This is a genomic window from Aneurinibacillus soli (genome assembly GCF_002355375.1).
Classification (GTDB): domain Bacteria; phylum Bacillota; class Bacilli; order Aneurinibacillales; family Aneurinibacillaceae; genus Aneurinibacillus; species Aneurinibacillus soli.
Map to the genome: position 1 here is coordinate 246020 of NZ_AP017312.1, position 26676 is coordinate 272695.

At 47.2% G+C, this 26676-nt stretch carries 26 protein-coding genes; all 26 read right to left on the reverse strand.

Annotated features, from left to right (window positions below; all coding sequences use genetic code 11):
* Window positions 1-14: 14 nt before the first annotated feature.
* Window positions 15-1955 (reverse strand): ATP-dependent zinc metalloprotease FtsH, encoded by a 1941-nt coding sequence (gene ftsH, locus CB4_RS01400; protein ID WP_096463247.1) that lies wholly within the window; start codon window positions 1953-1955, stop codon window positions 15-17.
* Window positions 1956-2027: 72 nt separating this feature from the next.
* Window positions 2028-2564, reverse strand: a complete 537-nt coding sequence (gene hpt / locus CB4_RS01405; protein WP_096463248.1) for a hypoxanthine phosphoribosyltransferase — start codon at window positions 2562-2564, stop codon at window positions 2028-2030.
* Window positions 2565-2612: 48 nt separating this feature from the next.
* On the reverse strand, window positions 2613-4019 hold the full coding sequence (gene tilS, locus CB4_RS01410; protein ID WP_096463249.1) for a tRNA lysidine(34) synthetase TilS: 1407 nt from the start codon (window positions 4017-4019) through the stop codon (window positions 2613-2615).
* A 99-nt stretch (window positions 4020-4118) separates the two neighbouring features.
* Complete coding sequence (locus CB4_RS01415; RefSeq protein ID WP_197703131.1) at window positions 4119-4673, reverse strand: DUF4276 family protein; 555 nt, start codon at window positions 4671-4673, stop codon at window positions 4119-4121.
* Window positions 4670-5851, reverse strand: a complete 1182-nt coding sequence (locus tag CB4_RS01420) for an AAA family ATPase (RefSeq protein WP_096463250.1) — start codon at window positions 5849-5851, stop codon at window positions 4670-4672. Before CB4_RS01420 ends, CB4_RS01415 begins: the two co-directional genes overlap by 4 nt.
* 96 nt (window positions 5852-5947) lie before the next feature.
* Window positions 5948-8431, reverse strand: a complete 2484-nt coding sequence (spoIIE, locus tag CB4_RS01425) for a stage II sporulation protein E (RefSeq protein WP_096463251.1) — start codon at window positions 8429-8431, stop codon at window positions 5948-5950.
* A gap of 194 nt (window positions 8432-8625) precedes the next feature.
* Window positions 8626-8949, reverse strand: coding sequence for an FtsB family cell division protein (locus tag CB4_RS01430; protein WP_096463252.1), 324 nt, complete (start codon window positions 8947-8949; stop codon window positions 8626-8628).
* A gap of 28 nt (window positions 8950-8977) precedes the next feature.
* A complete protein-coding gene (yabQ, locus tag CB4_RS01435) occupies window positions 8978-9556 on the reverse strand; it encodes a spore cortex biosynthesis protein YabQ (protein WP_096463253.1) in 579 nt (192 codons plus the stop codon).
* Window positions 9553-9843, reverse strand: coding sequence for a sporulation protein YabP (yabP, locus tag CB4_RS01440; protein WP_373681380.1), 291 nt, complete (start codon window positions 9841-9843; stop codon window positions 9553-9555). The genes yabQ and yabP overlap by 4 nt, the downstream gene beginning before the upstream one ends.
* Before the next feature lie 96 nt (window positions 9844-9939).
* On the reverse strand, window positions 9940-10233 hold the full coding sequence (locus CB4_RS01445; protein ID WP_096463254.1) for an RNA-binding S4 domain-containing protein: 294 nt from the start codon (window positions 10231-10233) through the stop codon (window positions 9940-9942).
* Entirely contained in the window at window positions 10230-11711 is a 1482-nt protein-coding gene (gene yabN / locus CB4_RS01450; protein ID WP_096463255.1) for a bifunctional methyltransferase/pyrophosphohydrolase YabN, read from the reverse strand. Before yabN ends, CB4_RS01445 begins: the two co-directional genes overlap by 4 nt.
* 26 nt (window positions 11712-11737) lie before the next feature.
* Window positions 11738-13372, reverse strand: a complete 1635-nt coding sequence (locus CB4_RS01455) for a putative polysaccharide biosynthesis protein (protein WP_096463256.1) — start codon at window positions 13370-13372, stop codon at window positions 11738-11740.
* 180 nt (window positions 13373-13552) lie between these two features.
* A complete protein-coding gene (spoVT, locus tag CB4_RS01460) occupies window positions 13553-14095 on the reverse strand; it encodes a stage V sporulation protein T (protein WP_096463257.1) in 543 nt (180 codons plus the stop codon).
* A 169-nt stretch (window positions 14096-14264) separates the two neighbouring features.
* Window positions 14265-15311 carry a peptidylprolyl isomerase gene (locus CB4_RS01465; RefSeq protein ID WP_096463258.1) on the reverse strand — a complete coding sequence of 349 codons (1047 nt, stop codon included), beginning with the start codon at window positions 15309-15311 and terminating at the stop codon, window positions 14265-14267.
* Complete coding sequence (gene mfd, locus CB4_RS01470) at window positions 15298-18855, reverse strand: transcription-repair coupling factor (RefSeq protein ID WP_096463259.1); 3558 nt, start codon at window positions 18853-18855, stop codon at window positions 15298-15300. The genes CB4_RS01465 and mfd overlap by 14 nt, the downstream gene beginning before the upstream one ends.
* 77 nt (window positions 18856-18932) lie before the next feature.
* Window positions 18933-19154, reverse strand: coding sequence for an anti-sigma-F factor Fin (locus tag CB4_RS01475; RefSeq protein ID WP_096463260.1), 222 nt, complete (start codon window positions 19152-19154; stop codon window positions 18933-18935).
* Window positions 19155-19220: 66 nt separating this feature from the next.
* Complete coding sequence (pth, locus tag CB4_RS01480) at window positions 19221-19784, reverse strand: aminoacyl-tRNA hydrolase (protein WP_096463261.1); 564 nt, start codon at window positions 19782-19784, stop codon at window positions 19221-19223.
* A 59-nt stretch (window positions 19785-19843) separates the two neighbouring features.
* Window positions 19844-20794 carry a ribose-phosphate diphosphokinase gene (locus CB4_RS01485; protein WP_096463262.1) on the reverse strand — a complete coding sequence of 317 codons (951 nt, stop codon included), beginning with the start codon at window positions 20792-20794 and terminating at the stop codon, window positions 19844-19846.
* A gap of 30 nt (window positions 20795-20824) precedes the next feature.
* Window positions 20825-22189, reverse strand: coding sequence for a bifunctional UDP-N-acetylglucosamine diphosphorylase/glucosamine-1-phosphate N-acetyltransferase GlmU (gene glmU, locus CB4_RS01490; protein WP_096463263.1), 1365 nt, complete (start codon window positions 22187-22189; stop codon window positions 20825-20827).
* 113 nt (window positions 22190-22302) lie between these two features.
* The gene (spoVG, locus tag CB4_RS01495) at window positions 22303-22596 is read right to left on the reverse strand and encodes a septation regulator SpoVG (RefSeq protein WP_096463264.1); all 294 of its coding nucleotides are present in this window, start codon (window positions 22594-22596) and stop codon (window positions 22303-22305) included.
* A gap of 136 nt (window positions 22597-22732) precedes the next feature.
* Window positions 22733-23113 (reverse strand): RidA family protein, encoded by a 381-nt coding sequence (locus CB4_RS01500; RefSeq protein WP_096463265.1) that lies wholly within the window; start codon window positions 23111-23113, stop codon window positions 22733-22735.
* Window positions 23114-23139: 26 nt separating this feature from the next.
* Window positions 23140-23958 carry a pur operon repressor gene (gene purR / locus CB4_RS01505; RefSeq protein ID WP_096463266.1) on the reverse strand — a complete coding sequence of 273 codons (819 nt, stop codon included), beginning with the start codon at window positions 23956-23958 and terminating at the stop codon, window positions 23140-23142.
* Between the two features lie 73 nt (window positions 23959-24031).
* Window positions 24032-24928: a 4-(cytidine 5'-diphospho)-2-C-methyl-D-erythritol kinase gene (ispE, locus tag CB4_RS01510; RefSeq protein ID WP_096463267.1), complete on the reverse strand. Its 897-nt coding sequence runs from the start codon at window positions 24926-24928 to the stop codon at window positions 24032-24034.
* Window positions 24929-25029: 101 nt separating this feature from the next.
* Entirely contained in the window at window positions 25030-25209 is a 180-nt protein-coding gene (locus tag CB4_RS01515) for a small, acid-soluble spore protein, alpha/beta type (RefSeq protein ID WP_096463268.1), read from the reverse strand.
* 79 nt (window positions 25210-25288) lie between these two features.
* The gene (veg, locus tag CB4_RS01520; RefSeq protein WP_096463269.1) at window positions 25289-25561 is read right to left on the reverse strand and encodes a biofilm formation stimulator Veg; all 273 of its coding nucleotides are present in this window, start codon (window positions 25559-25561) and stop codon (window positions 25289-25291) included.
* A gap of 156 nt (window positions 25562-25717) precedes the next feature.
* Window positions 25718-26605, reverse strand: a complete 888-nt coding sequence (gene yabG, locus CB4_RS01525; RefSeq protein WP_096463270.1) for a sporulation peptidase YabG — start codon at window positions 26603-26605, stop codon at window positions 25718-25720.
* Window positions 26606-26676 lie beyond the last annotated feature (71 nt).

Genomic DNA, 26676 nt, shown 5'->3' on the forward strand with positions numbered 1-26676 from the left:
GAGGTTTTTTTCCATTACACGCTCGGTTTGTCGTTATTCTCGCTATCAATGCCTGGATACGGAGCGGCTTCATCAGCCTTACCTGTAATCTGAACTTTCACATCACCAGACGTTACTTCTTTCACGCCACCAACTTTAGTCGTCAGCGTACCCGTCTCAATGATGCTCTTGATCTGTTCTGCATTGAGTGTTTCGACTTCAAGAAGAGCCTGCGCTATTCCTTCCAGTTTATCCATATGCTCAGTCAGCAGTTCCGCACAACGCTGATGGCAATCGCGGATGATCGTCTGGATTTCCTGGTCGATCTGACGCGCTGTCTCATCACTATAGTTCTGCTCATGGCCAAAATCACGACCCAGGAATACTTGACCCTGGCTCTGACCAAACTGCATCGGACCTAGGTTCGTACTCATCCCGAACTCTGTAACCATGCGGCGAGCAATGCCTGTTGCACGTTCGAAGTCGTTATGAGCGCCTGTACTTACTTCTTTCAGCACAAGCTCCTCTGCTACGCGACCGCCAAGGAGACCGACGATTTTGTCGAGCAGGTCAGATTTGGTAGCGAAGAAACGATCTTCCTTCGGTAGCATCACGGTGTATCCACCTGCGCTACCGCGTGGAATAATGGTAACCTTATGCACCATATCCGCGTTTTTGAGGAAATAACCGCAGATTGTATGTCCCGCTTCGTGGTATGCTACGAGACGTTTCTCATCGTCACTGATAACACGTGACTTCTTCGCTGGACCAGCGATCACGCGGTCGATTGCTTCATCCACTTCATCCATATCGATCTTGCGCTTGTTGCGGCGGGCTGCAAGAAGTGCGGCCTCATTCAACAAGTTCTCAAGATCTGCACCCGTAAAGCCTGGTGTACGACGTGCGATAATATCAAGATCAACCGCTTCACCAAGCGGCTTATTGCGTGCATGTACATGAAGGACTGCTTCACGGCCTTTCACGTCTGGACGGTCAACCGTAATCTGACGGTCAAAACGTCCCGGACGAAGAAGCGCCGGATCAAGAATATCCGGTCGGTTTGTTGCAGCAACGATGATGATCCCTTCGTTGGCACCGAAACCGTCCATTTCTACGAGCAACTGGTTAAGCGTTTGTTCCCGCTCGTCATGACCACCGCCAAGACCGGCACCACGCTGACGTCCAACTGCATCAATTTCATCAATAAAGATAATGCATGGTGCATTCTTCTTCGCATTCTCAAACAGGTCGCGCACACGCGATGCACCGACACCGACAAACATCTCAACAAAGTCGGAGCCACTAATGCTGAAGAACGGCACGCCTGCTTCACCGGCTACAGCACGAGCTAAAAGCGTTTTACCGGTACCCGGAGGACCGACAAGCAATACGCCTTTCGGAATACGTGCACCCAGTGCCGCGAATTTACGCGGGTCTTTCAAGAACTCCACCACTTCTACCAGTTCGGCTTTCTCTTCATCTGCACCGGCTACATCGTTAAACGTAACTTTTTTCTTCTCATCGTTATAAAGCTTCGCCTTGCTTTTTCCGAAGTTCATTACTCTGCTGCCGCCGCCCTGGGCTTGATTCAGCAGGAAGAAAAACAGAATGAAGATAATAACGAACGGAATGATTGATGTCAGGAAGGTAAGCCAGACCGAGTCACCCTTTTGTTCCAAATATTCTTCCTTGGAAAGGTTAGCGGCTTCAATCTTGTCAATCAGGCTTTTGTTATCATACAAAGGTCCATTCGTGTAAAATGCCGTCTGGTCCTTCATTTTACCTGAAATATAATACGTACCGCGATCCGGACGAATCTGGACCTCTTCGACCTTACCCTGGCTTAAATACTGCCGGAACTCATTATAAGGGATTTTTGTGGTATCCGGTCCCGTGTTGGTGATAAAGTTAACAATCCCAACTGTTACTAGAATAATTAGCAAATAAAATCCTGTATTGCGGAAGAACCGATTCATTCCTTACCTCCTCTCGCGCTCAAACACTACATTATTTTACCACACGCCATACAGGCTCACAACTTGCTTGACCTAGCTATAAACCGATGGCTTCAAAATACCAATGTACGGCAGATTGCGGTATTTCTCCGCATAATCGAGCCCATACCCTACTACAAATGCGTCTGGAATCTGGAACCCACTAAAGTGCGGCTTTAGGTCAACGGCACGGCGTGCTGGTTTATCCAGCAAGGTTACCACCTTTACAGATGCCGCATTACGGCGTTCCAAATTATCAACCAGATAGCTCAATGTAAGTCCGCTGTCGATAATATCCTCTACTACGAGAACATGGCGGTCTTCTACTGATGTATCCAGGTCTTTCATGATGCGGACAATACCGGACGACTGAGTCGATTTCCCGTAGCTTGATACCGCCATGAAGTCCATTTCAAGAGGAATCGTCATGCGGCGCACGAGATCAGTCATGAACGGCGCAGCTCCGCGTAAAACACAAATAACAAGCGGGTTCTTGCCTGCGTATTCTTCAGAGAGAATACTGCCCAGTTCGCTTACTTTTGCGGAGATTTCTTCCTCTGAAAGCAGTATTTTTTCAATGTCTTTTTCCATGATGGTCCTCCTGACGCTTCATACCTTTGTTCAATCTATAAAAGCGACTTACTGAAATTCTACATATAACAAATCGCCCGTGCTCTCTTCCGGTATGTATGCGGCAGAACGCCGAATACCTGGAATCCAGAGGATTTGGCTTTCATCCGTAAGCAAGGGGATAGATTCGCGATCTGGCTGTGGAATTTTGGCGTCGATAAAAATATCTTTCACCTTTTTCGTTCCAGTCATGCCCAAAACCGTCATTCGGTCTCCGGCCCGCCGCTGCCTCACGTATAGCTTACCCTTGATCTTGGCAGGATCAAACACGGCAAATGTACCCGCCAAAGCAGCGTTTTCCACATCCGTCCGTTTACCGAAACGGCTACGAAACGTTCTGTCAATCTCAGGAATGTATACCACTCCTGGAACTTCCAACGTGTATATGTAGGGGGGTATAGAAACATCGTTATATATAGACGAAAAAACCACCCGCTGATACTCTCGGCGCACCTGTATGCCGCCCGGCAGATCAAGTCGACCAGAAGGATATGTATCGGCGATGATTTGTCTGATATTCTCAATATGGAAATAACGAATGTTACCAATGTCGCTTTTCAGCAGATAACTTAATATTAGTTTAATCATCCTCCTTTGTAAAGCAACGTGATGCAATACAAAACCATTTTGTACTATCACTATTGTATTCGGATTTTTAGTGTGTATGATTTCCGCCAGTGTATCCCGAGTGATTTGATCCATCAGGTCATTTTCATCTCGAGCAAGCGCGGTTAGTTGCGTGATCGCATCTGCCAAATGCGGATTTTCCTGCTTCATAAGCGGCATCCAGTGTCTTCGAATACGATTGCGCAAATACTTATCACTGTCATTACTTTGGTCATGGCGCGGTTGTAAATCATGCGCAGCACAGTACGCTTCGATCTCCTCCCTTGTCACAGTCAACATCGGTCGGATAATTGACAGTCCTTCTTCTTCACGCTGTACCGGAATCCCGGCTAGTCCTTCTATTCCTGTACCACGAACAAGACGCATGAGTACCGTTTCCATTTGATCATCTGCATGATGTGCAGTTGCGATGATCCGGCTCCCTGTTTCTTTGGCTACCCTGTGCAAAAAATGGTATCGCACCTGTCTGGCAGCTTCCTGCGTTCCCGCTCCTGTCTCTGCCATAACACGCGGCACATCAATAGCTTCCGCTACACAAGGAACAGAAAGCTTTGCACATACCGACTGCACATACCGACTGTCCGCCTCTGACTCCTTACCGCGAAAGCAGTGATTGAGGTGCGCAGCAGTCAGATGAAAATTGTGCTGCTCTTGAAGACCGGCAAACAAATGAAGCAGCGCTACTGAATCAGGTCCACCTGAGACTGCGATCACAATCGCATCTCCTGCATGTATAAGATCGCGCTCTTTTATAAAGCGCTGTACATGCACAAGCAAACTATCCCTCATGTTGACTGACCTCCTCCGGCCTATATGTACTATACGTATAGAAAAAATACACGGTTTCAAAAAATTAAAGAAGAGAGCTATTTAGCTCCCCATATTCCATCATATCATTCTATTAATGCCCTCATATAGCCTCCTAAAACTCAAGGATCGATTTCTCTCAATTGATATGTAAGCTGCTATTTTTCGAGCACCATTTACTTTTTGATAAGAAGGAATGATCTTTTTTAACTCTTGAGCTGCATTGTTTAACTTGTCTGGCTCACGAAATTTACTTTTTTGTCCGTGCTTTTCAAACAGCCCATTTTCATTAAAAGCCCTTTCTACAGCTAATAAATCACCTAAAAACCATGATTCTAGCTCGTGACAAGCAATACGGATAAGCACATCTTCGCATCCGGCTTCTCTACACAATACTTGAAGTTGCTTTTTTAATTCAATACAATCCGCACTATCCTGGTCATGAATAATAATAAATTTTATGTCCGGAATATTCTTCATGGCCCTTATTTTTCTTGGAATTGATTTTTGTAAGTCATGCTTTCCTTCATGTGGAACTGTTGTAAATACTATATCTTCTGGAAGCCATTTTGGTAGCCATTCATCTAAAAACTTCTTCGTCGATGGTTCTTCTAACAAGAACATTAGATGCTTCACAAGGGACCCGCTCCTTTAAAGAAGCCTTGTTTCCACAATGATCCCAGCAAATCCCCCTCATCAACCAAACTTCTAATAATTGGATCATCAATCGCTCTTTTTATTTCGGTAAAACCATCTTTTTTAGTTAGCCAGAATAATTCTGATATATCTACCCCATTTACAAAATCAGGAGAATGAGTAGAGATAAAAACCTGCCCTCCATTTTCGGCATAGAGTCTAAACTCCTCACCTAGTTCTGTTAAAAGCTCTGGATGCAATTGATTCTCTGGTTCTTCAATACATAGTAAAGGATGTGGATTTGGATCATATAACAACAGTAAGTAGGCAAACATTTTTATCGTTCCATCTGAAACAAACCTAGCTACAAACGGATCTTTAAAAGCCCCATCCTGAAAACTGAGCACGATTCTTCCATCAGCAGTAGTAGTTGCTTTTACATCTTTAACACCCGGAACCCGTTCAGACATTTTTTTTAGAATTTTATTAAAAATATCTGGATGATGTTCATACATGAATTGGGCAACTAGCGGAAGATTTTCACCAGTTGGAGACAGGTGTTCACTGTAACCTGCATCTTGACTCGCTCTAGCTGCATGGATATGAAAATCAGAAACATGCCAGCCCTCAATCAATCTCCGGAACACAGAAACTTGCTTGAATTTTTGGAATTGACCTAAACCTTTAATAGCTAAAATATCTGGAGAGTCCAATCTTTGTTCTTCACGCTCTGGGGCTACACCTCTTTGTCCGTATTCACTCTCATTGATTATAGCTTTACCGCTACCATTTGAAAAATCTAAAAAGTGCCACGGACTTCCATACTCGCCGCGACGATATTTTAACACCTCTCTTTGTACAATAGGTATTCCTTTTTCGTCCAAGCCTATCTTCAAATCATACGTAACAAGTGGCTCTGTAGGCATCGGACGAAATTTAATTTCAATTTCTATCGGTCCTTTCTGTCCTCTAGAAACCACTTCTTTATACCCGCCTCTTTTAGTTAAGGCAGCTCGAACATTATTTTTCAAAGAGTCATGAAGAAAGCCGAAGATATCAAACAATGTTGATTTACCAACCCCATTAGCTCCTAAAAATATCGCCATATTGGGCATATTTGTTAAAGTGACGTCTTTAAACACTTTGTAATTCTTAATCCTAATAGCCTCTATTTTCAATCCGTTCACCCCCTTTCCATTATACTACCCTATTCCTGCCTGATTAAAGAAAAAACGTGCCCTCCTCTCTTTGATGTACGAGGGCACGAAATTTGTCTAACTTACATAACGCGGACGGTCGATGTGGGGCGCATTCGGTACAGGAATCGTTGCCCATGGCAACGTATAGCGGTCCACTCGTGCTACCATTACCGTCATATCATCATGAATTTCACCATAGTGATGGCGAATCACCAGTTCAAGCAGACAGTCAGCCACCTCCTGAGGGTCATTTGTTTTCAACTCAGAAATTTTACGCTTCATCCATAAATTTTTATTCTCAACTGTACGAGCCGCTTCATAAATGCCGTCCGTTATCATGATAAGAAGATCACCTGGCTTTAACTGCTGGCTTACAATGTCCACGTCGATGTCGTCAATGATGCCGATCGGCAAATTATTGGCCGAGATCGGAATGACCTGATCACCGCGCTTGATGAAGCTTGGCGTAGAGCCAGTTTTGATGAATTTAGCTTTCGCATTGTGCAGATCAATGAGCGCAAGATCTACCGTCGCAAATATTTCATCCGGCGAGCGCAGGGACAGCACAGTATTCACTGATTTGATGCTGAGCGCTTCTTCCATACCGGATTCGAGAAGCTGCTGCAGCAGCTCAAGCGTAGCGGAACTCTCCCGGTATGCCCGCTCGCCATTTCCCATGCCATCGCTCATCGCGAGCGCCATTTTGCCCGGCCCGAACTCCATGATTTTAAAGCAATCACCGGATAATAGCTGTCCTCCTTTGGCGGCTCCGGCTACCCCTGTCAGTAATTCAAACTCCTGGGCCGATCCAAGACACATTTTGCATGATCCATCTGCAAAAGCCTGGCACCCTTTTTCTTTCACCGTAACTTTCTCGCCGAGAATGTCCGTCAACAGTGGCGCAATCAGCTTCGAACATTCATCCCGTCCCTGGCAGTACGGCTGAACAATCTCAATATCCACCTTCCCTTCTTCTAGGTTCAATATGTCGACATCCCGCACTGAGAGCCCCATCCCGTCAAGTGCCTGCAAAATCTGCTGTTCCTGCAGATGCAGATGAATGCCTTCTTTTTGCAATTCTCCGGCAAAATTATGCATCACACGCGATACCCCGGCCAGCTGCTCCGCCACAAGACGTCTGCTGTCTGCAATTTGCTGCTTTAAATACAGCTGGTTCTGCCAGCGGACAAATTCCCGTTCCATCCCCTGCATCACACGCTCCTGCCGCACACATTTGCGCAGGAATTCTTTCGGCATATCGTTAACCGTAACTTCCCCCTCACGCTTCATCACGTGAACCATGTCGCTCATAAACTCATACGTCCCTTCAAAATTGCGGGTCCAGCACTGCTCCCGCTTCCAGCAACGATCACACGTATGCCTTGTTACCTCTGCCAAAAACGCATCTACCTGCATCTCCTCACTTGCCTCCTCCACAAGATGAGGATTCACGAACGTATCAGACAGTTTGGTAAACAAGCGCGAGAATTGCTCAATTCGATCGACGGTCACATCCCGCACTTTGCGTAAATACTGCTGCTGGGACGACTCGTTCTCTTCCGTACCCGGAATAAAGGTGGCAATCTCGTTCATCACTGACCGCGGCGTAAACAGGAACAGCATAACCGCAATAAATGTCTCCAGCGTTGACTGCAAAATCTCTCGATGCTCTCCTACATATAGCGTCAGGATCGACGAACCCATCAATAAGCCTGCGGCAATAATCAGCTTATTGCCCTCACGAAGCAATCCGGCCAAAAGGCCAGAAAATGCTAGCAGGCTAATCTGATAGACAGCCTGAACATTCGCCAGACTTAGTACCAGGCCGGTCACGACCCCGACAGCCGCTCCAACTGTCCCCCCTCCAACTGCCGCAAATAGCAGCACAAGATAGCGAGCCAGAACGTTATCAACTGCTATATCTTGCACAATCCAGCCTGCCGTTCCTGTCATGACAGAAGCTAATAAAATAATCAGGCAAATAATCTCTTCGGTTCGCAAATGATTGGCGTTTCGCCGCATCGTAAGGATAGGAATCGCATGCACGAAGATGTGAGCTAGAATCAGGCTCAGCACAGCTTCGACCACATTCATGAATGCCGCATATAACCCGAGATGTCCTGCAAAATAGTCAACGGTATTACTTGCAAGGAGGACCGCGAGAAATGAGAGAAGGGGCGCGTAATGCAAGTCGGACTTTTTTCGCCGCTCCAAAATACTTAGCATCACGACAATCAGAGCCATTGCCGTAAAATTTGACGCCGCGATTCCTGTTGACTGCATGGCGCTGCCCGCGACGACTGAGAACATAATTAGCAGCAGCCTGTTTTTCTTGAGGAAATACATAACAGCGAAAAAAGGGACAGCGAATGGCGAGAGCTCCTGCAAGATCACGGCTCGCCCAAGTAAGAGCCCCATGAGAAGATGAAGCGCACCCCATCGTGTGGCAACACTTGTAATCCACCATTTTCCTTTTTCACCCATCTGCTGGCCTGCCTGTTGAATTGAATCAGACACTCTCATTTTTCCTGTCCATTTTGCTGATGCCTGGTTTGCCATCGTCAACACCACCTATTCGGATTTTGGTGATTCCCATTATAAGCACATGCCAAACGGATAATTTGTCAAAATTTCAGAATATTTAATAAAAAAATTCCGACAATTTATACGCTGCTTTTCGGGAGATGTCGACGTTTCGACGGCAGGAAAATGACAAGAAAAAAGAGAGGCATTTCACCCCTCAACCGTTGGTATTACTGTGTTTTTTTGTTTTTTTCAGGCGTGATGAAGATGACTTCACCCTGCTTTGAAAGAAAGAGCTGTTGGCGAGCCAGTTCTGCAATATACTGGCTATCATTTAAGCGCTTCACCTGTGATTCGAGTTCTTTCTGCTTTTGCTTTGCTTCATCTGCCTGGCGCTGTAAATCCGCGAAACTGCGCTGTTTTTCGGCCAGTTCATGGCTTTGCTCATAGTACGTATACCCGGCCCATCCCAGAAACAGAACGACAAAAATCTGCAAAACACGCATTCGGCGCTTACGTCCGTAGTTTTGTGGCGTAGATTGCGGTTTCTGCATAGTCTTCCACCTTTCCTGTGTGGTCACGTTACATTTTCTTACCTTTTAGCCACGCAGTCAAGGCTTGCCATCGTTTCGTACCATATCGCTTTGCCCGGCCAAGCGGTTTTCGGATTCGGCTCCATGCTGCATTCCAGATCCATCGCCCCACCCACTGGAACGGACGCAAGAGCCATTGCCCGGTAACGAGCAGGCAGGTCAGGAGAAAAAGGGCAATCCTCTTGACTACCCGATACAAGAAAAGAATCGGGACGACAAGCAAGTAATAGCCTGTACGAAGCAGAAGCCGATACAGCCACAGGCCAAACGCGATAATCCGATTCAGCAGGGCAAGATACGGACGCCTAAACATCAGGAAGTAGACAATCGCGCCGATCCCGATTCCAAAAAAGATATAGAGACGCACGACGCCTTCATTCACCCGTAGCAGTGTACCAAACACGAGAAACATACAGCTTATCCAGAACAAAAAATCACATAGCCAGACGAGCCAGCGAGTCAGGTGGCAGCGCCGCTCAAACGTCCGGTATGTATCATACAAAATCCCCACTGCGCCCCCACACAGTACCATCGCCAGCATCGTTACGGCTTGCCCGGTAAGCGTCACTTAAAGATCCGGCCAAACAACCCTTTGGCCTTCTCCCCCTGATATGCTTCGTCGATATACTCCATCGCAAATACGATGCCCTCTATCGACACTTGCCCCGTCTCAAGGCTCAAGTTTTTCATATGCAGATTTTTCCCTTTTATCGTCAGGAACCCCGCCTCCGTTTGCAGGAGAAATTCCTCATGATCGAAGCTCTCAACTTTTAGCACGCCTGTGATATCAAGCTTCTTACGGTTGATCATCACGACATCATGGCGGATCTGTTTCTTCGGATTCGTGTCCATCATCGCGGCATACCCTCCTTTTTATACCATCGTATGGAGGAGAGCCGTCCTTTAGAACAGAAAAAAGACGAGCCTCATATGGCCCGTCTCTCTGTATGCTTACCAGATGCCCGTATCGACATTTTCCCGATCTTCACGTGGAATCATTTCTTCTTTCAGTAGCGTGTAGAGTGTTGCCGCCTCGTCTTTCTTTGTTGTGTCCAGTAGTTTCTCTACTTTGACGGTAACGGTCTTATTGCCGTACCGTACGGCCAACTCATCACCGACTTTCACACTGGCGCTTGACTTGGCTGCCTGACCATTAATAGTAACGCGCCCCTGATCACACACTTCTTTGGCAAGGGTACGTCGCTTAACGAGACGCGACACCTTGAGATACTTATCCAATCTCATTCTGTTTCCTCCTCTTTTTCTTCTTGTTTCGCCGCCTGCCACAACGCCTCCATATCATCAAGTGTTACGTCCTCGAACGCTTTGCCCGCTTCCTCAAGACTTTGCTCGATATAGGAGAACCGGGAATAAAATTTCTTATTTGTCAGTGCCAGTGCTTCCTCCGGATCAATCTTCATGAAGCGGGCAACGTTTACGATGGCAAACAGCAAATCCCCCAGTTCCTCCCGCTGATGTTCCGGTGTTGTCGCCTCACGAAGCTCCTGCCATTCTTCTTTTACTTTATCCAATACTTCTTCAAGCTCGTCCCAGTCAAATCCGACCTGAGCCGCTTTCTTCTGGTACTTGTACGCCTTCATCAGCGCAGGCAAGTCGCGCGGAACACCATCTAAGCGTGATGCTGCCCGATCAGTGCCCTTCTCTTTCTTCTCTTCTTTCTTAATGGCTTCCCAATTCTGAAGGGCTTCCACCTCGTTGCCCGCCTCTGATGTACCAAACACATGCGGATGGCGGCGAATCAGCTTTTCATTTAACCCGGCAATGATATCCCGGACAGTAAAGTAACCATCCTCTTCTGCCATCTGTGCATGTAGCATAATTTGAAGAAGCAGATCACCCATTTCCTCACACATCGCATCCGGATCATCATCGTCAATCGTTTCGAGCACTTCATATGTTTCTTCAATCAGGTTTTTCCGAATCGATTCATGCGTCTGGGCACGGTCCCACGGGCAGCCGTCTGGACCGCGCAAAATCGCCACGATGTCGCGGAGGCGGAAGAACTGTCGATTCAATGCCTGATCATCCTCAGTTGGTGGCACGTATACCGTCGTGAGGTTCGTATATGTATCAAGGCGGTCTAATTCATATAGCGGCACAGTCGTAATCTGTTCCTGTCCGGCAATGCCCGCCGCCGTAACAACTGTTACCGGGTACTCATCTGGATACACTTCCATCATCGTCAGCTTTACATCAGACGCGACGAATGAATCATACACCTGGCAGATTAGCTGATGCATTGTTGGTTGCAATTGATGTTCGCGCAAGTCTGTCGCATCAAGCAACGCAAAACCTTCGACCGGGTCAACCTTGAGCGCGGCAAATGCCGGGTCAAGGAAGCTTTGCCCACCTTTTACTTCTACCTCTATGCCTCGTTCCGGCGCTTTGGCAAGCAAAAGCTGCACTGCCCGTTCCGCCACAAGTGGATGACCCGGTACTGCATACGTAAGTGTTGTGTACTCACTTGCAAGCTTCAACAGGCGCTCACTAATTTCTTCATATACTTCTGGAAAATCATCATGCGCTTCGTACACATGATCAAAGCTTTCAAATGTAACCCCTTCTGCAACCAGTTCGTCTACAACCGGATGGTGCGCCGTACGTAAATACAGGTGCTCCGCTTCCTTAATTGCCCGGTACACACCGAGCGGCAACCCTTCAAGGTTGCCCGCTCCAAGCCCGATAATAACCAGTTTCTTCATTAATAATACGCTCCTTTACACACTCTTTATTCATGCAGCAGACGCAGGCGTTTAAGTAAGGGAACGAGTCTGCGCCCCGCCTTTGTACTCTCCAGATCGGACCGCGTTACCGTTCCCGACAGCAACAACGCTGCCGCATACATCATCACACCCGCTCCTACGGCAGCCAGACTAACCGCTGTGAAATACAGTCGTGGGGAAGAAATAAGACCTGCAAGGCTGTGTTCCGCTGCCTGCCGGGCAACGAATGCAGCAAGCGCCATCATCCCAACAGCGGTGAACGGTTTCAAGAAAAACGACACGAACCCGAATCGTGCGCCAGTCAAAGACGCAACAGCGTATACGTTTAATATTGTCGCAATCATGTACGAACAAGTAGTGGACAGCGACGCACCCACAATGCCAAACATCGGAATAAGCACAATATTAAGCCCCAGCTTAACGAGCACGCCAATCAGCAGGTTGCGAACCGGCAGTACGACCTGCCCCACTCCCTGTAGAATCCCTGCGGATGTAATACCAAGCGTTGAGAAAATCGTCGTAAACGCTAGGATGGTCAACGCAGTCGTCCCGTTTCCGTTCTCATACAACATAACATTCACTGGACCTGCCACGATGGCAAGTCCAATCGAAGCGGGCAACCCGAAGAGGAACGTAAGACGCAATGCCAGTTCCGTACGTTCGGCAATCAGATGGGACTGCCTCCGTGCCTGGGCCTCCGCAATGGCCGGAACAATCGACAGTGACAGTGCTGTCGCAAGGAATGCGGCAAACTGTACAAGTGGCTGGCCCCGGTCGAATACCCCTTTTAATACATACGCCTCGTCTGATCCATATCCTCCCCGCATGAGCATACTTACAACAGAGAACGAATCAGCGAGCTGCATGAGTGGGAGCACAAGCGACCCAAGACAGATGGGAATCGCATAATAAAAAAGCTTGCGAACAATATCGCGCACCGTATCACTTTGCCCGGTCATTGCTCGGTCATGTACCTGACCATACTGCCGCTGGCTGGCCCCGTTGCGCCGCCAGAACAGAAGCATAATACAAAAGGCAAAACTCGCACCCGTTACCGCACCAAAGACTGCACCCGACCCGGCCAGGTATACATCTCCGGTTGTTTTCATAAACCAATACGATAGGATAATAATGGTGGTAACTCGGACGAACTGCTCCCCAATCTGTGATACAGCAGTCGGTACCATGTTGTGATGCCCCTGGAAATAACCTCGCATCGCTGCCATAATCGGCACGATTAGAAGTGCAAATGAAACACTCCGAATCGGCTGCGTCAATCGCACATCTCGCATAAGCGAAGCAATCCACGGTGCGCTGGCCCATAGCAGCACAAAAAACAGCAGTCCCGTTATACTCAGCACTACGGCTGATACACGAAAAACACGCCTGGCTCCGTATACGTCTCCAACCGCCAACTTCTCTGCGACAAATTTGGAAATCGCAATCGGAAATCCTGCGGTTGCCAGAATCAAAAGCGCACTATAGAGTGGATACACCTGTGTATATACATAATAGCCCAGGTCACCCGTAATATTTTGATAAGGAATGCGGTATACGACACCCAGCATCTTTGACAGCAAGGCCCCGGCTCCGAGTATGGCCGCTCCTTTTAAAAATGATGCCCCCTGATCCCTGGACATAGATTCCCCTCTCTTTTCCCGGTAAATTCCTGGTTATTATACCATAAAACTACTTGGCTGAAGGCACTGCCGGACTTGCCCCCTGTTAGTAAGCTTATGCGTCCCTTCCTTCTAACTTGTCTGCTTTTCACAAAAGAAAAAAGCTTCCCGCCAGGTTGCCCCTGTGGAAAGCTTTCTTTTTTATTGCTCCATCTGTTTGGCCAGAAAGCCTGCGGCAGTCTCTGCAAGCTTCACTTCCAGATCCGCCATTTTTACCTGCTCTTCTTTCGTCAGGAGAATGACAGCACCGATTGGGTCGCCCCCTGCAATAATCGGGGCAATGACATACGACGTATACGGGTCTTCATTGTCACGGATAATTTCGTACTCTCCTGCATTCGTTTGCAGGGTTACTTTGCGGTCTTCCATGCACGATTCGATAATTTCACCGACTGGCTTATCCATATACTCTTTCTTCGAAGCCCCGGATACAGCAATGATTGTATCACGGTCGCTAATCAGCGTAATATGGTTCGTGCTTTCAAACAGAGAATCGGCATATTCTTTCGCAAAATCTCCGAGTTCGCCAATTGGCGAATATTTCTTCAGAATAACTTCCCCGTCGCGATCAACGAAAATTTCGAGCGGATCGCCTTCCCGAATACGAAGCGTACGGCGAATTTCTTTCGGAATAACAACACGCCCCAGATCGTCGATACGGCGAACAATTCCAGTTGCTTTCATAAGTTCTTGATGCCTCGCTTTCTTGGAGTAATGACATGACTGCAACTTCTAACTTGCTTGTAGTATTTATCCCCTGCTTGGAGAATATTCACCATACATACCACAGTAAAATGCAACCGAAAAAAAAACCGCTCTTTCTGAATGAAAAAGCGGTTTTTCTACTCTTTTCTTATTGATTAGCTGGTTTCGGAGCTGGCTGCTGCGCTGGTGCCGGTGAAACCGGGGTCTGTCCAGGCTGATTTGGAGCTGTCTGTTTTGGCTGCTCTTTGATCATAGCAGCTGGAATTTTTTCTTCTTTGATAATTCCCTTTAACTTATTCGTATAGAAGTCGTTTTCTTTCTGCTGTGCTAACATGCGGGTAATGTCTTTTTCCACTTTAGCATACGGCTCATCTGTACGTTTCTCAATGCGCATAATGTGATAGCCGTATTCCGTTTCGATCGGATCGCTGATTTTGTTAAGCGGCAGCGTCATGGCAGCTTTGCGGTACGCTTCCGCTGTTTGTGCAAGCGGGAAATCTTCCATCGTATGGTGATACAGGCCACCTGTTCCTTTGCTACCCGGATCATCCGTGTTTTCTTTAGCTAGCTTCGCGAAGTCCGCACCACCGCGCAGTTCTTTTACAAGCGCGTCCGCTTTTTTCTTCGCTTCTGCTTTTGATCGTTTTTCCGTCGAAATCAGAATATGGCGCACATCAGCCGATGTCAGGAAACCCTGCGCTTTTGCCTGCTCATATTCTTTCTTTTTATCTGCTTCCGGGATGCCATTCGAGAAATACGTAATCAGCTTGAGCTGGCTCAAGAAGAAATCCTCTACATCTTTCTTTGTCACGTTCTTTTCTTTGTAGTACTGATCAATGGTTTTACCCTTCTCAAGCTGCGCTTTGTTCATATCTTCAAACTGCTTGAAGTTTGCTTCTGCTTCCTTTTTCATGTCATCTGTTTCTTTTACTTGATCGGCAATATGCGCAGTCAAAATCTCATAATGAAGAACCGATGTCAGAGCATCTTTATTTCCTGCTTTAATCTGTTCACCAATACCCGGTTCAATGGCCTCAACGATCGCAATATAATTCTTGTACTGAGACTCCGTGATCACTTTATTATTATCGTATTTTGCTACTGTCACTTCTTGTTTTCCACATCCTGCAAGCAGGATTGCTGTTGCCAGCACACCTGTACCAATCAGGCGGCCAATCCGTTTATTTTGCCACATCTGCTGCTTCCTCGCCTTCTGTTTTCTTTTTTACTGCATCGAATTGCACAAAAAATGTTTCCAGTTGTTCTACGATCTCTTCTGATTGTAGCCCTTTCACCTTCAGGCTGACTACTACTTGCTGTGCCTGACGTGATAAAGAAATGCGGCGCGACAGCGATCCTTCCAAGTCGTACAAAATACTCCAGTCCACTTTCGTCGTCTGATCTTCATGGAATGTCAGGAGGACAGCTTCCCCCTTCTGTGCAATCTCTACGATTCGGTTCTCACGTGCATATACACGCAACTTAGCTACATGCAGAAGATTCATCACGCTGTGCGGAATCGTTCCGAAACGGTCGATCAGCTCTTCTGTCAAATCATCGAGATCGCTAAAAGAAGAAGCGGCTGCAAATTTCTTGTACATTTCGATTTTTTGTTTACCGTCCTGAATGTAATCGGACGGAATAAACGCATCAATGGTAATCGTAATCTCAGGATGAACCTCTTCTTCTTTTTGCGGTTCACCTTTAAGCTCTTCGATGGCATCCTTAAGCATCTGGCTATATAAATCAAATCCGACTGATGCGATAAAGCCATGCTGTTCAGCGCCGAGCAGGTTACCCGCACCGCGAATGGACAAGTCCCGCATCGCGATTTTAAAACCGGAACCAAGCTCCGTGAATTCTTTAATCGCCTGCAGACGTTTCTCTGCTACTTCTGTCAGCACCTTATCACGCTGATACGTAAAATACGCATAAGCAATTCGATTGGAGCGCCCAACACGCCCTCGTAGCTGATACAACTGGGATAAACCCATTCGGTCGGCATTCGTGACAATCAATGTGTTTACATTTGGAATATCAACACCTGTTTCAATAATGGTGGTACTGACTAGTACATCTGATTCTCCTTCCAGAAAGCTGAGCATGACGGATTCAAGCTCCGTTTCACTCATTTGGCCGTGAGCCACCACTACTTTAGCCTCCGGCACAAGCATTCGAATCTGCTCGGCCATCTGGTCAATACCCTGTACCTGATTATACAAGAAATACACTTGGCCTTCACGTGCAAGTTCGCGCTCAACTGCTTCCCGTACAAGACCTGCGCTATATTCCATTACATACGTCTGAACCGGGAACCGATTCTCCGGTGGTGTCTCAATGACGGACAGATCTCGCACACCGAGCATGGACATATGAAGCGTGCGCGGGATTGGCGTTGCCGTCAGGGTCAGTACATCGACGTTCGTTTTCAGACGCTTCAGCTTTTCCTTGTGAGTCACACCGAATCGTTGTTCTTCATCCACAATAAGCAGGCCAAGATCTTTGAATATGACATCCTTGGACAGCAGGCGGTGTGTCCCGATGACAATATCAACCGTTCCGTCTTTCACGCCTTTGAGCGTCTGCGTCTGTTCCTTGCGGGTACGGAAGCGGCTAATCACAGAAATAGTAACCGGATAATCCGCAAAACGCTCCCGGAATGTCTCGTAATGCTGCTGTGCCAAAATCGTAGTCGGCACAAGTATAGCTACCTGCTTGCCGTCCATCACTGACTTAAAGGCAGCGCGAATGGCCACTTCCGTCTTCCCATAGCCCACATCTCCACACAACAGACGATCCATCGGACGGGGCATTTCCATATCTTCTTTTATCTCACAAATTGTGCGCAGCTGGTCATCTGTCTCATCATACGGGAACATCGCTTCGAACTCCCGCATTTCTTCTCCGTCTTTGCTGAATGCATAACCTCTTGCCTGCTGGCGCTCCGCATACAATTTGATTAGATCCTGCGCAATATCCTGAACGGATGCTCGAACTTTATTTTTAACTTTCTTCCAGTCTGTGCCGCCGAGCTTATATACCTTCGGCTCTTTTTCTTCACTGCCAACATACTTCTGTACCTGATCGATCTGTTCAATCGGTACGTACAGCTTGTCATTGCCTGCATATTTAATATGCAGATAATCTTTATGAATCCCGTTAATATCAAGCGTTTCAATGCCGAGATATTTCCCGATCCCATGATTGACATGTACAACGTAATCGCCAACTGCAAGCTCTGTGTAGCTTTTGATCCGCTCAGCATTACTCAAATTTTTACGAGTTTTGGATGCCTTGCGCTGCTTCTGCGTGAATACTTCACTTTCTGTAATCACAACCAGATGCTGCATCGGAAGCTCGAATCCGCCCTGCAGATTGCCAAGCGTAATAACTGGCTGCTTACTTATGAGCGCCTGCTCTGGCTGGAGCACAATATCGGCTTCCATCTCATAGTCGTGAAATACATGCTCGAGGCGGCGGGCGCGTTCTTCATCTGCCGCACAAAATATAACGGTCATATTCGATTTCTTCCAGCGCTCTAGCTCACCTTTTAGTACATTCATCTGACCGTGGAAATTCTGCATGGTTTTGCAATTAAAGTTCACAATATTTTGTGGACTTGTTTTAGGAACCTGTCGTAAGAATAGAGCAACATGTAGAACCGGACGCTTTTTGGATGAAAGAATCTCTTCTATAGGATGGGACACCTCTATATCAGGAAGGAATTCTCCTTCCTGAATGAGTGCCGTTTTCCATTCCGCTTCGTCTTTCTCCATCTGAGCAGCAGACTCTACAATACGGGAAGGCTCATCCACAATAAGCAGAGGCTGGCCGCTCATATACTCTAGCAATGTATGGCGCCCCGAATATAAAAATGAAATATATTTATAGATTCCAGTAAAGGCATGCCCCTGACGCAACTGCTCGATTTCCCAGCCGACCTTCTCGGCAATCAATTCTTTCACTTGTACTGCCTTAATCTTCGGAAGCGTCTCTTTCATATGAGCTTCTACTTTCTCGGCAGCAGCCAGGAAAACATCTCGCTCCCCGAACACTTCGCGGGTCGGTCCTACTACAATCTCCTGCAAATTCTCAATAGAACGCTGGTCACTGATGTCGAAAGTACGGATCGAATCGATCTCCGTATCAAACAGTTCAATCCGAATCGGATGCATCATATAAGCCGGGAAAATATCTATGATCCCGCCGCGCACACTCATCTCACCGCGCGCCTCTACCATTTCCACTCGCTCATACCCGAGTGCAATCATTTTCTCCAGAAAGATTTCTCTATCGATCTCATTGCCAACTGTAAACGTAATTCGAGCCTGGCGCCATTTCTCCACCGGCACCACAGAGCGACGTACGCCTGCATACGGCACAATCAAAATACCGCGCTTTCCACTCGAGAGCGCATTCAACACCTCAAGACGCTGGCTGAGCGTTTCCGGGCTTGAAATTGCCACTTCAGAGAGGACCATTTCATTTGCCGGATATAGCCATAACTCTTCTCCCGGTATGAACTGGCTTAAATCGTCATGTACTTTTTGTGCTTGATACATATTGTGCGTGACAATGACAAGTGGCCGCGCCATTTTTTGATACAGCGCGGCAAAAAACACCTGACGCGCCGAACCTCCAAGTCCTGATGCAAGCTGTTCGCGCAATCCTCGTTCATATCCGCTGACGATGGTTGCAAACTCATCATCATGCATAAAGGTCTCTATCAGACCTTTCATATCCCGTTCCTCCTCCCCACATAGCCCCTACCATACAAAAAGAAGCCTTAGCGCAAAAGCCAAGGCCTTGTCTGCGTTTATTGCAAAGGATATGCAAGCTCTGGATAGCGCTCAATCGCTTCACTGCAAAATTCGCATGTGACACTGGCTATCATATCCCCGTTCGCTTCATAGCTAATTATATGTTTCCTCTCTGTCTCGGTCAAGGAATCGAAGCCTAAGCGCTGCTCTGTTGCGTCCGGGTGCGTAACAACGGCATGAATGGCATTACAATGCGGACAAATATATCGTATGGTCATACGTATGCCTCCAGAAAGAATCATATTCTCAATCCTATTCTGTCCAGAAGCGATTCGTGCCATACTTTACCCGTTGTATTGGTTCATCACGCGCAAGAACGAAATTTCGGTCCACGCTCTCGATGCTTCAGCAGCCCGTTTGACAGCTTCTTCAACATCGGCTTTTTGCTCCGGTGGGAATGTGCCAAGCACATAATCCACCACTTTACGACCCGGCTCCGGACGATCAATCCCGACCTTAATGCGTTTGAACTCCTGTGTGCCCAGATGTGCAAGTAGTGATTTAATGCCGTTATGTCCACCTGCACTCCCCTTAGTTCGAAGACGAATTTTACCACATGGTAGATCAAGATCATCATAGATTACCAGCAGATCCTCTTCCGGATCGAGCTTGTAAAAGCTCAGCAGTGGCGACACACATTCCCCGGACAGATTCATATACGTCAGTGGCTTGACGAGAATGACCTTCTCGGTTCCTACACGCCCTTCCCCAATCAACCCTTTGAACTTACCTTGATTCAGCGCAATACCCCATTCATCTGCCAGGCGATCAATTGCCCAGAAGCCTACATTATGTCGTGTCATCTCATACTCACGACCTGGATTACCCAATCCTACAATGACTTTCATACGTTCTCCTCCATTACAAAAAAGCGCACCCGCTCAGGATGCGCTTATCTTGCATTCAATTAGTCAAACAGCTTGCTTACTGACAGTTCTTCATGGACACGAATAATCGCTTCCCCGATGATCGGCGCAACAGAAAGAGACTTAATTTTTTCACTCTGTTTTTCCGGTCCGAGCGGAATAGAGTTTGTTACGATCAATTCTTTGATGCTTGAATTCTCGATACGCTCGATTGCTGGACCAGACAATACAGGGTGCGTACAGCATGCATATACAGCTTTTGCTCCAGCTTCCATCAGTGCATGAGCTGCCAGTGTAATCGTACCAGCTGTATCGATGATGTCATCAATAATAATCGCTGTTCTGCCTTCAATATTACCCACGATATTCATCACTTCCGCCACGTTCGGCTCCGGACGGCGTTTGTCAATGATGGCAATCGGCGCTTCCAGACGTTCAGCCAGTTTACGAGCACGTGTTACACCGCCATGGTCAGGTGATACAACGACAATGTCTTCGAGATTTTTATCTGCGAAGTGCTTGCCGAGAATCGGCACACCAAGCAAATGGTCAACTGGAATATCAAAGAAGCCTTGAATCTGAGTCGCATGGAGGTCCATAGTGATCACACGATGCGCTCCGGCCGTTTCAATCAGGTTCGCTACCAGCTTCGCTGTGATCGGATCACGCGCGCGCGCTTTACGATCCTGACGAGCATACCCATAATACGGAATTACAACATTGATGCTTTTTGCAGATGCACGTTTTAATGCATCTACCATAACGAGCAGCTCCATCAGGTGCTCATTAACTGGGGCACTTGTGGACTGAATGACGAATACGTCCGCACCGCGAACACTTTCGTTTAGCTTAATTTGTACTTCCCCGTCACTAAAATGTATAACTTGCGCATTTCCCATCGGAAGACCAATATGATCTACGATTTCTTTTGCCAGAGCCGGGTTTGCATTACACGTAAAGACCTTCAATTTCGGGTCGCGATAATTCGCCATACTGCTCTATAACCTCCATACTGTCTATACTTATTTCTTTATAATTTTGCTTGCATAATTTTCTTTGTTCGTCTGGCGTGTACGGGCGATGGCAAGTGCGCCATCCGGAACATCCTGATTGATGGTGGAACCTGCAGCAATATATGCTCCTTCTCCCACTGTTACCGGCGCTATCAGATTCGTGTTACATCCGACGAAAGAGCCGTCTCCTACAACCGTCTTATACTTCTTCACGCCATCGTAGTTCACCGTTACCGTACCGCATCCTACATTTACATCGGCACCGATCTCCGCATCTCCAAGATACGTAAGATGCGAAACTTTACTACCCTTGCCAAGTGTCGTATTTTTTAACTCGACGAAATCGCCGACCTTAGCGCCCTCTCCTACATGTGAGTTCGGACGCACATACGCAAACGGCCCAACCGTTGCATCGCTGTCAACACGGCTGTCCATCAATACGGACTGCTTAATGTGAACACGATCTCCTACTTCACAATTCGTAAGCTGTGAGTTCGGTCCAATTATGCAATCTTCTCCAATGACAGTACCGGCTCCAATCAACGCACCCGGGTAAATCACAGTATCGCGGCCAATTACCACATTCGTTTCGATATACGTATTCTGTGGATCAATTATAGTCACACCTGCACGCATATGAGCTTCAAGAATCCGGCTACGCATCATAGATTCCGCTTTTGCAAGCGCTACACGATCATTCACCCCAATGGTTACTTCATCTGTAACGGATGCTTCAATGCTTTGGCCGTCCTTCTGTAAAATTTCAATCACATCAGTCAGGTAAAATTCACCCTGCGCATTTTTATTATCTACTTTCTTCAATGCTGCGAACAGTTTCTGGTTATCAAAGCAATATGTGCCTGTGTTGATCTCCTGAACACGCTGTTCCTCTTCATTCGCATCTTTCTGCTCTACAATGCGCTCAACTTGTCCCTGTGCATTACGAATAATGCGTCCGTACCCTGTTGGATTGTCCATAACCCGGGTTAGAATCGTTCCGGCAGCTCCGCTCGCTTCATGGTCTGCTGTAAGCTTCGCTAATGTATCCGCGCTAATGAGAGGCTCGTCCCCGGAAAGCACAAGGGTAGTCCCCGGCGCATCTTCCAAGAGAGGAGCAACCTGCGTGACTGCGTGTGCTGTTCCAAGTTGCTGCTCCTGCATGACATACTCAACATGCGTGCCAAGCTGCTCCTGTACTTTCTCCGCTCCATGCCCAACCACTACAACAATGCGGTTTACGTTCAGCTCTTGCAGGTTATCCACGACGTGCTGAACCATCGGCTTGCCGCAAACGGGGTGCAGCACTTTGTACAGCTTCGATTTCATTCGTGTGCCCTGTCCGGCAGCTAATACGACCGCAAATTTATCTGACATAGTACCCTCCCGTTTCGAATAAGTTCCACAATGACTATATCTTAATTAGGCCTTGATTTCAAGGCAAAAGAAAAAGAGGCCCCTCTATGTGGCCCCTTGTTTACAACTGTTTTTTACGCGCCCTCTTCTACGAGTTCTTCACTCTCTACAACTTCTCCTACACGTTCGTATTCAGCCAGTACAGCGGCTTGAATCTTTTCGCGAGTAGACGAAGAGATTGGATGCGCGATGTCGCGGAATTCCCCTTCTGGCGTACGTTTGCTCGGCATTGCCACAAACATACCGTTGTTACCATCGATAACGCGGATGTCATGAACCACGAATTCATTATCGATCGTAATGGAACAGATCGCTTTCATGCGTCCATCTGTGTTGACGCGGCGGAGTCTTACGTCCGTCACTTCCATGTCTGCTCACCACCTTTTTCCAATTATCAAAAGCTTGATAACTGTAATTCAACCAAAGGTGGCGAAAATCCTTCCAGCATCCCTAAAAAAAATCAATTTTTTATAAAATTTGGATTTTTACCTACAGACATGGTATTTATCTGCCGATAGAAGCAACCAATTCGATCTCGATTCCTACATCTTTCGGGAGACGAGCCACTTCTACAAGGGAGCGGGCCGGACGATGCTCATTGAAGTACTGGCCGTATACTTCATTAATCGTTCCGAAATCTTCAATGTTTTTAACGAAAACCGTTGCCTTCACAACGTCATTCAACGTTGCTCCGGCTGCCGCCAGCACTTCTTTCAAGTTCGCAAATACTTGATGCGTCTGAGCCGTAATATCTCCGTCTACAAGTTCCCCTTCCGCTGTCAACGGAATCTGGCCAGATGTAAAAATCAAATCCCCTGCCTTGATTGCCTGTGAATAGGGTCCGATCGCAGCTGGCGCTTTTGTGGTTGAGATGGATTCTGTCATAAATAAATCTCTCCTTACGTGATTTATTATACAAATCGATTTCCAAGTTCAAGCTTGATTTCTTTATCCCGTACGTCCATTTCCTTCATTTTTAACAGCGAAACGTACTCATCTACCAAACGTTCTTCCACATCTGATGTCTCCATAAGCACACCCACACCTACAACTTCAGCTTTAAATTCCGCAAGCAGATCGATCATTCCCTGAATCGTACCACCGGCTTTCATGAAGTCATCAATAATCAGTACCTTAGAATTCTCAGGCAGGCTACGGCGTGCCAGTGACATCGTCTGGATGCGTTTGCTGGACCCGGATACGTAGTTAATGCTTACGACTGAACCGTCCGTCACCTTGCTGTAACGGCGCACGATCACCACCGGCACATTCAGGTATGCGGCGGCGGCATAAGCCAGAGGAATCCCTTTCGTTTCCACTGTCATTACATAGTCCGCTGCCGTTTCGGCAAAAATAGAGGCAAACACCTTACCAATCTCCGCAAGTGCTTCCGGATCACCGAGCAGATCGGCCATATACAAATAGCCACCTGGAAGCAAGCGTCCTGGCCCTTCTAGCTTTTCTTTCAGCTTATTTATAGCCTTACGAGCTACTTCCTTATTCATTTGCGGAATATATTTTACACCGCCTGCCGCTCCAGCTACTGTCTTCAGCAACCCGATCCCTTCTGTCTCGAACAATTCTTTAATGATGGATAAATCTTCACTAATAGAAGATTTGGCTGCTCCATACTGTTCAGCGAAGTATGTTAACGGGATCAGCTTATGTGGGCGAGCAAGCAGATGCTGCGTCATATCAACGAGGCGGGCACTTCTGCGCAATTTATTCATTTCTGTTCCTCCGTATCAAAAAACCGAATATTATGAAGTGAATATACCACTTTTGTACGGAATTACGCAAGTGCTACCCATTATTTTCCCCGAGGATACGAACAGCATACACTTCCTTACAAAACCCTCGAAGTCCATTATAAATGCGATTCATACGGGACTCCCGATCCGTTAGTGCAAAGACAGTAGGTCCACTTCCAGACATCAATACCCCGTCCGCTCCAAAGCGAAGCATGCGCTCTTTAATTTGCTGTACCTGCGGATGCATCGCAAGTGTAACCGATTCGAGATGATTGCCCAGCGTACGACAAATCCCCGAAAAATTCTGCTCGGCAATTGCCTTTATCATCTGTTCCGAGCGACAGCCATCTGTCAGTTCCTCTACTTTAAGCGCTCCGTATACTTCCGCAGTCGATACCCCAATCGGAGGTTTGGCAAGAATGACCCAGCACGGTGGAGGAGATGGAAGTTTCTCAATTCTTTCTCCACGTCCGCGAGCAAGCGCCGTTCCACCATACACGCAGAACGAGACATCAGAGCCAATACGCGATCCAAGGCTCGCCATTTTCTCCATATCCATACCCAGATTCCATAGGCGGTTTAATCCCCGAATTGTAGCAGCCGCGTCACTGCTGCCGCCTGCAAGCCCTGCCGCAATCGGAATCTGCTTATCAATATGAATATGCACACCCTGCTTGATACCGAACTGCTCTTTAATCAGGCGAGCAGCCTGATAGACATGATTGCGTTCATCGAGCGGCAGGTAGCTCACTGTGCAGTCCAGCACAATCCGATCTTCTGCCAGTGTCGTAATCGTCAAGCGATCCGCAAGATCGATTGTTGTCATGACCATTTCAATTTCATGATATCCATCCGGACGCCGTGCTAACACATCAAGTGTCAGATTGATTTTAGCCGGAGCTTTTACCATAAGGCGTGCTTCTTTCACCTGGCTTTTCTTCCCTTCCATATTCATGCTTTGCTTATTTTAGCATTAATACGGAACAGGTCGCAATGTGTATAGGAATGACCGGGCAATTGCCCGGTCATAGTAGGGAGGAATTTTATCGATCAGGATTTTTGCTTTGCGAGCGCTTCTTCGGCCAACTGGATGGCACGCTTCACCATGTTACCGGCGTCCCGGGTTGTGATGCCGCCCCATCCCTCTTTCTGTACCGTATCATAAAAGCCTAATTCCTTTGCTAATTCAGTCTTGAACTGCTCGGACATTACGCCTCGTCTGCGTCCCATCAAGTACAGCCTCCTTTTGATACCTTCCCTGTATATGTAGTATGCCCAGGACAAAATAAAAACAGCAGGATAAAATCTCCTACTGTTCAAGGGCAATGCGTATGTTTTCGTCACTGCGGCAAATCATAAGTTCTACTGTCTCAGTAAGCACATCTGCATAGCTGTAGGAAACCCGTTCAAATGAATGCTTGTCCTCATCCAGCTTAACAATAAATACGGATGGATATGTCTCTTCGAGTACACCCATCCTTTCCACGGTCTTGCGACGGCCACCGTTCGCACGAAGCAATATGCGTTCTCCGATGTGGCTATCTAAACTACGTTTTATATCCTGTAACGTATTTCTCGCCATTCAGACCACCTCACTACGTATAATTATACCAGCACCTTTTTATTATGTCAAATAAATTGATAATTATAGCAGGGATATTTATAATATGTCAATAATATTTTTCCCGGCAATCTTAAATAAAACTGAAAAATCAAAAAAGAGCCCGCTGTACGAGCTCTATACTTCACCTGCCGGAAGCCGAAGATTCTTAGGAATGCCAAGGCGAAAGCACCCCCGTGTTTCAATTCCACCTACTCCTTCAATTCCTGTAATCGTGTGCTTCACCATATCATATACACTCACAGGCTTCTGAATAGATGTATAGGACACCTGCTCTGCTATGTATACAGGATCAAGCGTATGAATATTAATACGCTTTGGTGAACTGGCAAAATTAGCTCCAGCATTCAAAATCGCTTCGAAATGAGATTGGCAGGCACCCGCAAAAATCACGAGGCTGTCTTTGCACTGCTGAAATATCCGCGCCTTGCCGACTGCCTCCACAAAAAAGCGGGAATGGCGATAGTTATTGAGGTCATCTGCTGATCCTCTTCTCGGCTGATACGCGTCATGCCCGGTTAGCACCAGAATGTCCGGACGGTGCTTTTCGAGGAGAGACATAACATGCACAGGAAATTCTTTCTCTGGCAAATAGTAGCCATCGGCGGGCACTTTCATCTCCGCATATACTGCAAGACACTTGCGGAGGTAATTACGGTCTCCATCCAGATGCAGCACACGGCCCGGCCAATCAAATGAACCGCCCATCTCTCCCGTATGATTAATCTGCCGCCATACATTCTGTTCCCGTGCGCCGGGACGTGTCTGCTGAATCATCCGCATTGCCTCTTCATGTTTACGGCGACATACTTCACGCAGCTTCTCTTCCTGCTCTTGATCCACTTTGACCAGATCAGCAAGCGGCGCATCAGCAAGCAGTCGGAAGTCTACCCCGATCAGGGAACATATCTTTCCGTCCTGCTGTATGTCAATGATTTGAAATAATACGTCTCCACCGTACGATTTCCGTACCACTCGATCTCCAATCTGTAATTTGTCTGGCATATAAAAAAACCCTCCTTCCTGCTCCATCGTATGCAGAGCGGAAAAAAGGGTTCTTGCCCGGCCATTGCCGG

What these genes read in the sequence shown, in the direction of transcription:
- CB4_RS01475 (WP_096463260.1), bottom strand. Translation starts at nt 19,154, where the DNA reads ATGACCATACGATATATTTGTCCGCATTGTAATGCCATTCATGCCGTT.
- mfd (WP_096463259.1), bottom strand. Translation starts at nt 18,855, where the DNA reads ATGAAAGGTCTGATAGAGACCTTTATGCATGATGATGAGTTTGCAACC.
- yabG (WP_096463270.1), bottom strand. Translation starts at nt 26,605, where the DNA reads ATGCCAGACAAATTACAGATTGGAGATCGAGTGGTACGGAAATCGTAC.
- CB4_RS01430 (WP_096463252.1), bottom strand. Translation starts at nt 8,949, where the DNA reads ATGCAGAAACCGCAATCTACGCCACAAAACTACGGACGTAAGCGCCGA.
- CB4_RS01485 (WP_096463262.1), bottom strand. Translation starts at nt 20,794, where the DNA reads ATGGCGAATTATCGCGACCCGAAATTGAAGGTCTTTACGTGTAATGCA.
- hpt (WP_096463248.1), bottom strand. Translation starts at nt 2,564, where the DNA reads ATGGAAAAAGACATTGAAAAAATACTGCTTTCAGAGGAAGAAATCTCC.
- spoVT (WP_096463257.1), bottom strand. Translation starts at nt 14,095, where the DNA reads ATGAAAGCAACTGGAATTGTTCGCCGTATCGACGATCTGGGGCGTGTT.
- yabP (WP_373681380.1), bottom strand. Translation starts at nt 9,843, where the DNA reads ATGATGGACACGAATCCGAAGAAACAGATCCGCCATGATGTCGTGATG.
- CB4_RS01500 (WP_096463265.1), bottom strand. Translation starts at nt 23,113, where the DNA reads ATGACAGAATCCATCTCAACCACAAAAGCGCCAGCTGCGATCGGACCC.
- veg (WP_096463269.1), bottom strand. Translation starts at nt 25,561, where the DNA reads ATGGCGAGAAATACGTTACAGGATATAAAACGTAGTTTAGATAGCCAC.
- yabN (WP_096463255.1), bottom strand. Translation starts at nt 11,711, where the DNA reads ATGAAGAAACTGGTTATTATCGGGCTTGGAGCGGGCAACCTTGAAGGG.
- CB4_RS01455 (WP_096463256.1), bottom strand. Translation starts at nt 13,372, where the DNA reads ATGTCCAGGGATCAGGGGGCATCATTTTTAAAAGGAGCGGCCATACTC.
- CB4_RS01445 (WP_096463254.1), bottom strand. Translation starts at nt 10,233, where the DNA reads ATGAGATTGGATAAGTATCTCAAGGTGTCGCGTCTCGTTAAGCGACGT.
- tilS (WP_096463249.1), bottom strand. Translation starts at nt 4,019, where the DNA reads ATGAGGGATAGTTTGCTTGTGCATGTACAGCGCTTTATAAAAGAGCGC.
- ispE (WP_096463267.1), bottom strand. Translation starts at nt 24,928, where the DNA reads ATGGAAGGGAAGAAAAGCCAGGTGAAAGAAGCACGCCTTATGGTAAAA.
- CB4_RS01515 (WP_096463268.1), bottom strand. Translation starts at nt 25,209, where the DNA reads ATGGGACGCAGACGAGGCGTAATGTCCGAGCAGTTCAAGACTGAATTA.
- pth (WP_096463261.1), bottom strand. Translation starts at nt 19,784, where the DNA reads ATGAAAGTCATTGTAGGATTGGGTAATCCAGGTCGTGAGTATGAGATG.
- purR (WP_096463266.1), bottom strand. Translation starts at nt 23,958, where the DNA reads ATGAATAAATTGCGCAGAAGTGCCCGCCTCGTTGATATGACGCAGCAT.
- spoVG (WP_096463264.1), bottom strand. Translation starts at nt 22,596, where the DNA reads ATGGAAGTGACGGACGTAAGACTCCGCCGCGTCAACACAGATGGACGC.
- CB4_RS01465 (WP_096463258.1), bottom strand. Translation starts at nt 15,311, where the DNA reads ATGTGGCAAAATAAACGGATTGGCCGCCTGATTGGTACAGGTGTGCTG.
- ftsH (WP_096463247.1), bottom strand. Translation starts at nt 1,955, where the DNA reads ATGAATCGGTTCTTCCGCAATACAGGATTTTATTTGCTAATTATTCTA.
- spoIIE (WP_096463251.1), bottom strand. Translation starts at nt 8,431, where the DNA reads ATGGCAAACCAGGCATCAGCAAAATGGACAGGAAAAATGAGAGTGTCT.
- glmU (WP_096463263.1), bottom strand. Translation starts at nt 22,189, where the DNA reads ATGTCAGATAAATTTGCGGTCGTATTAGCTGCCGGACAGGGCACACGA.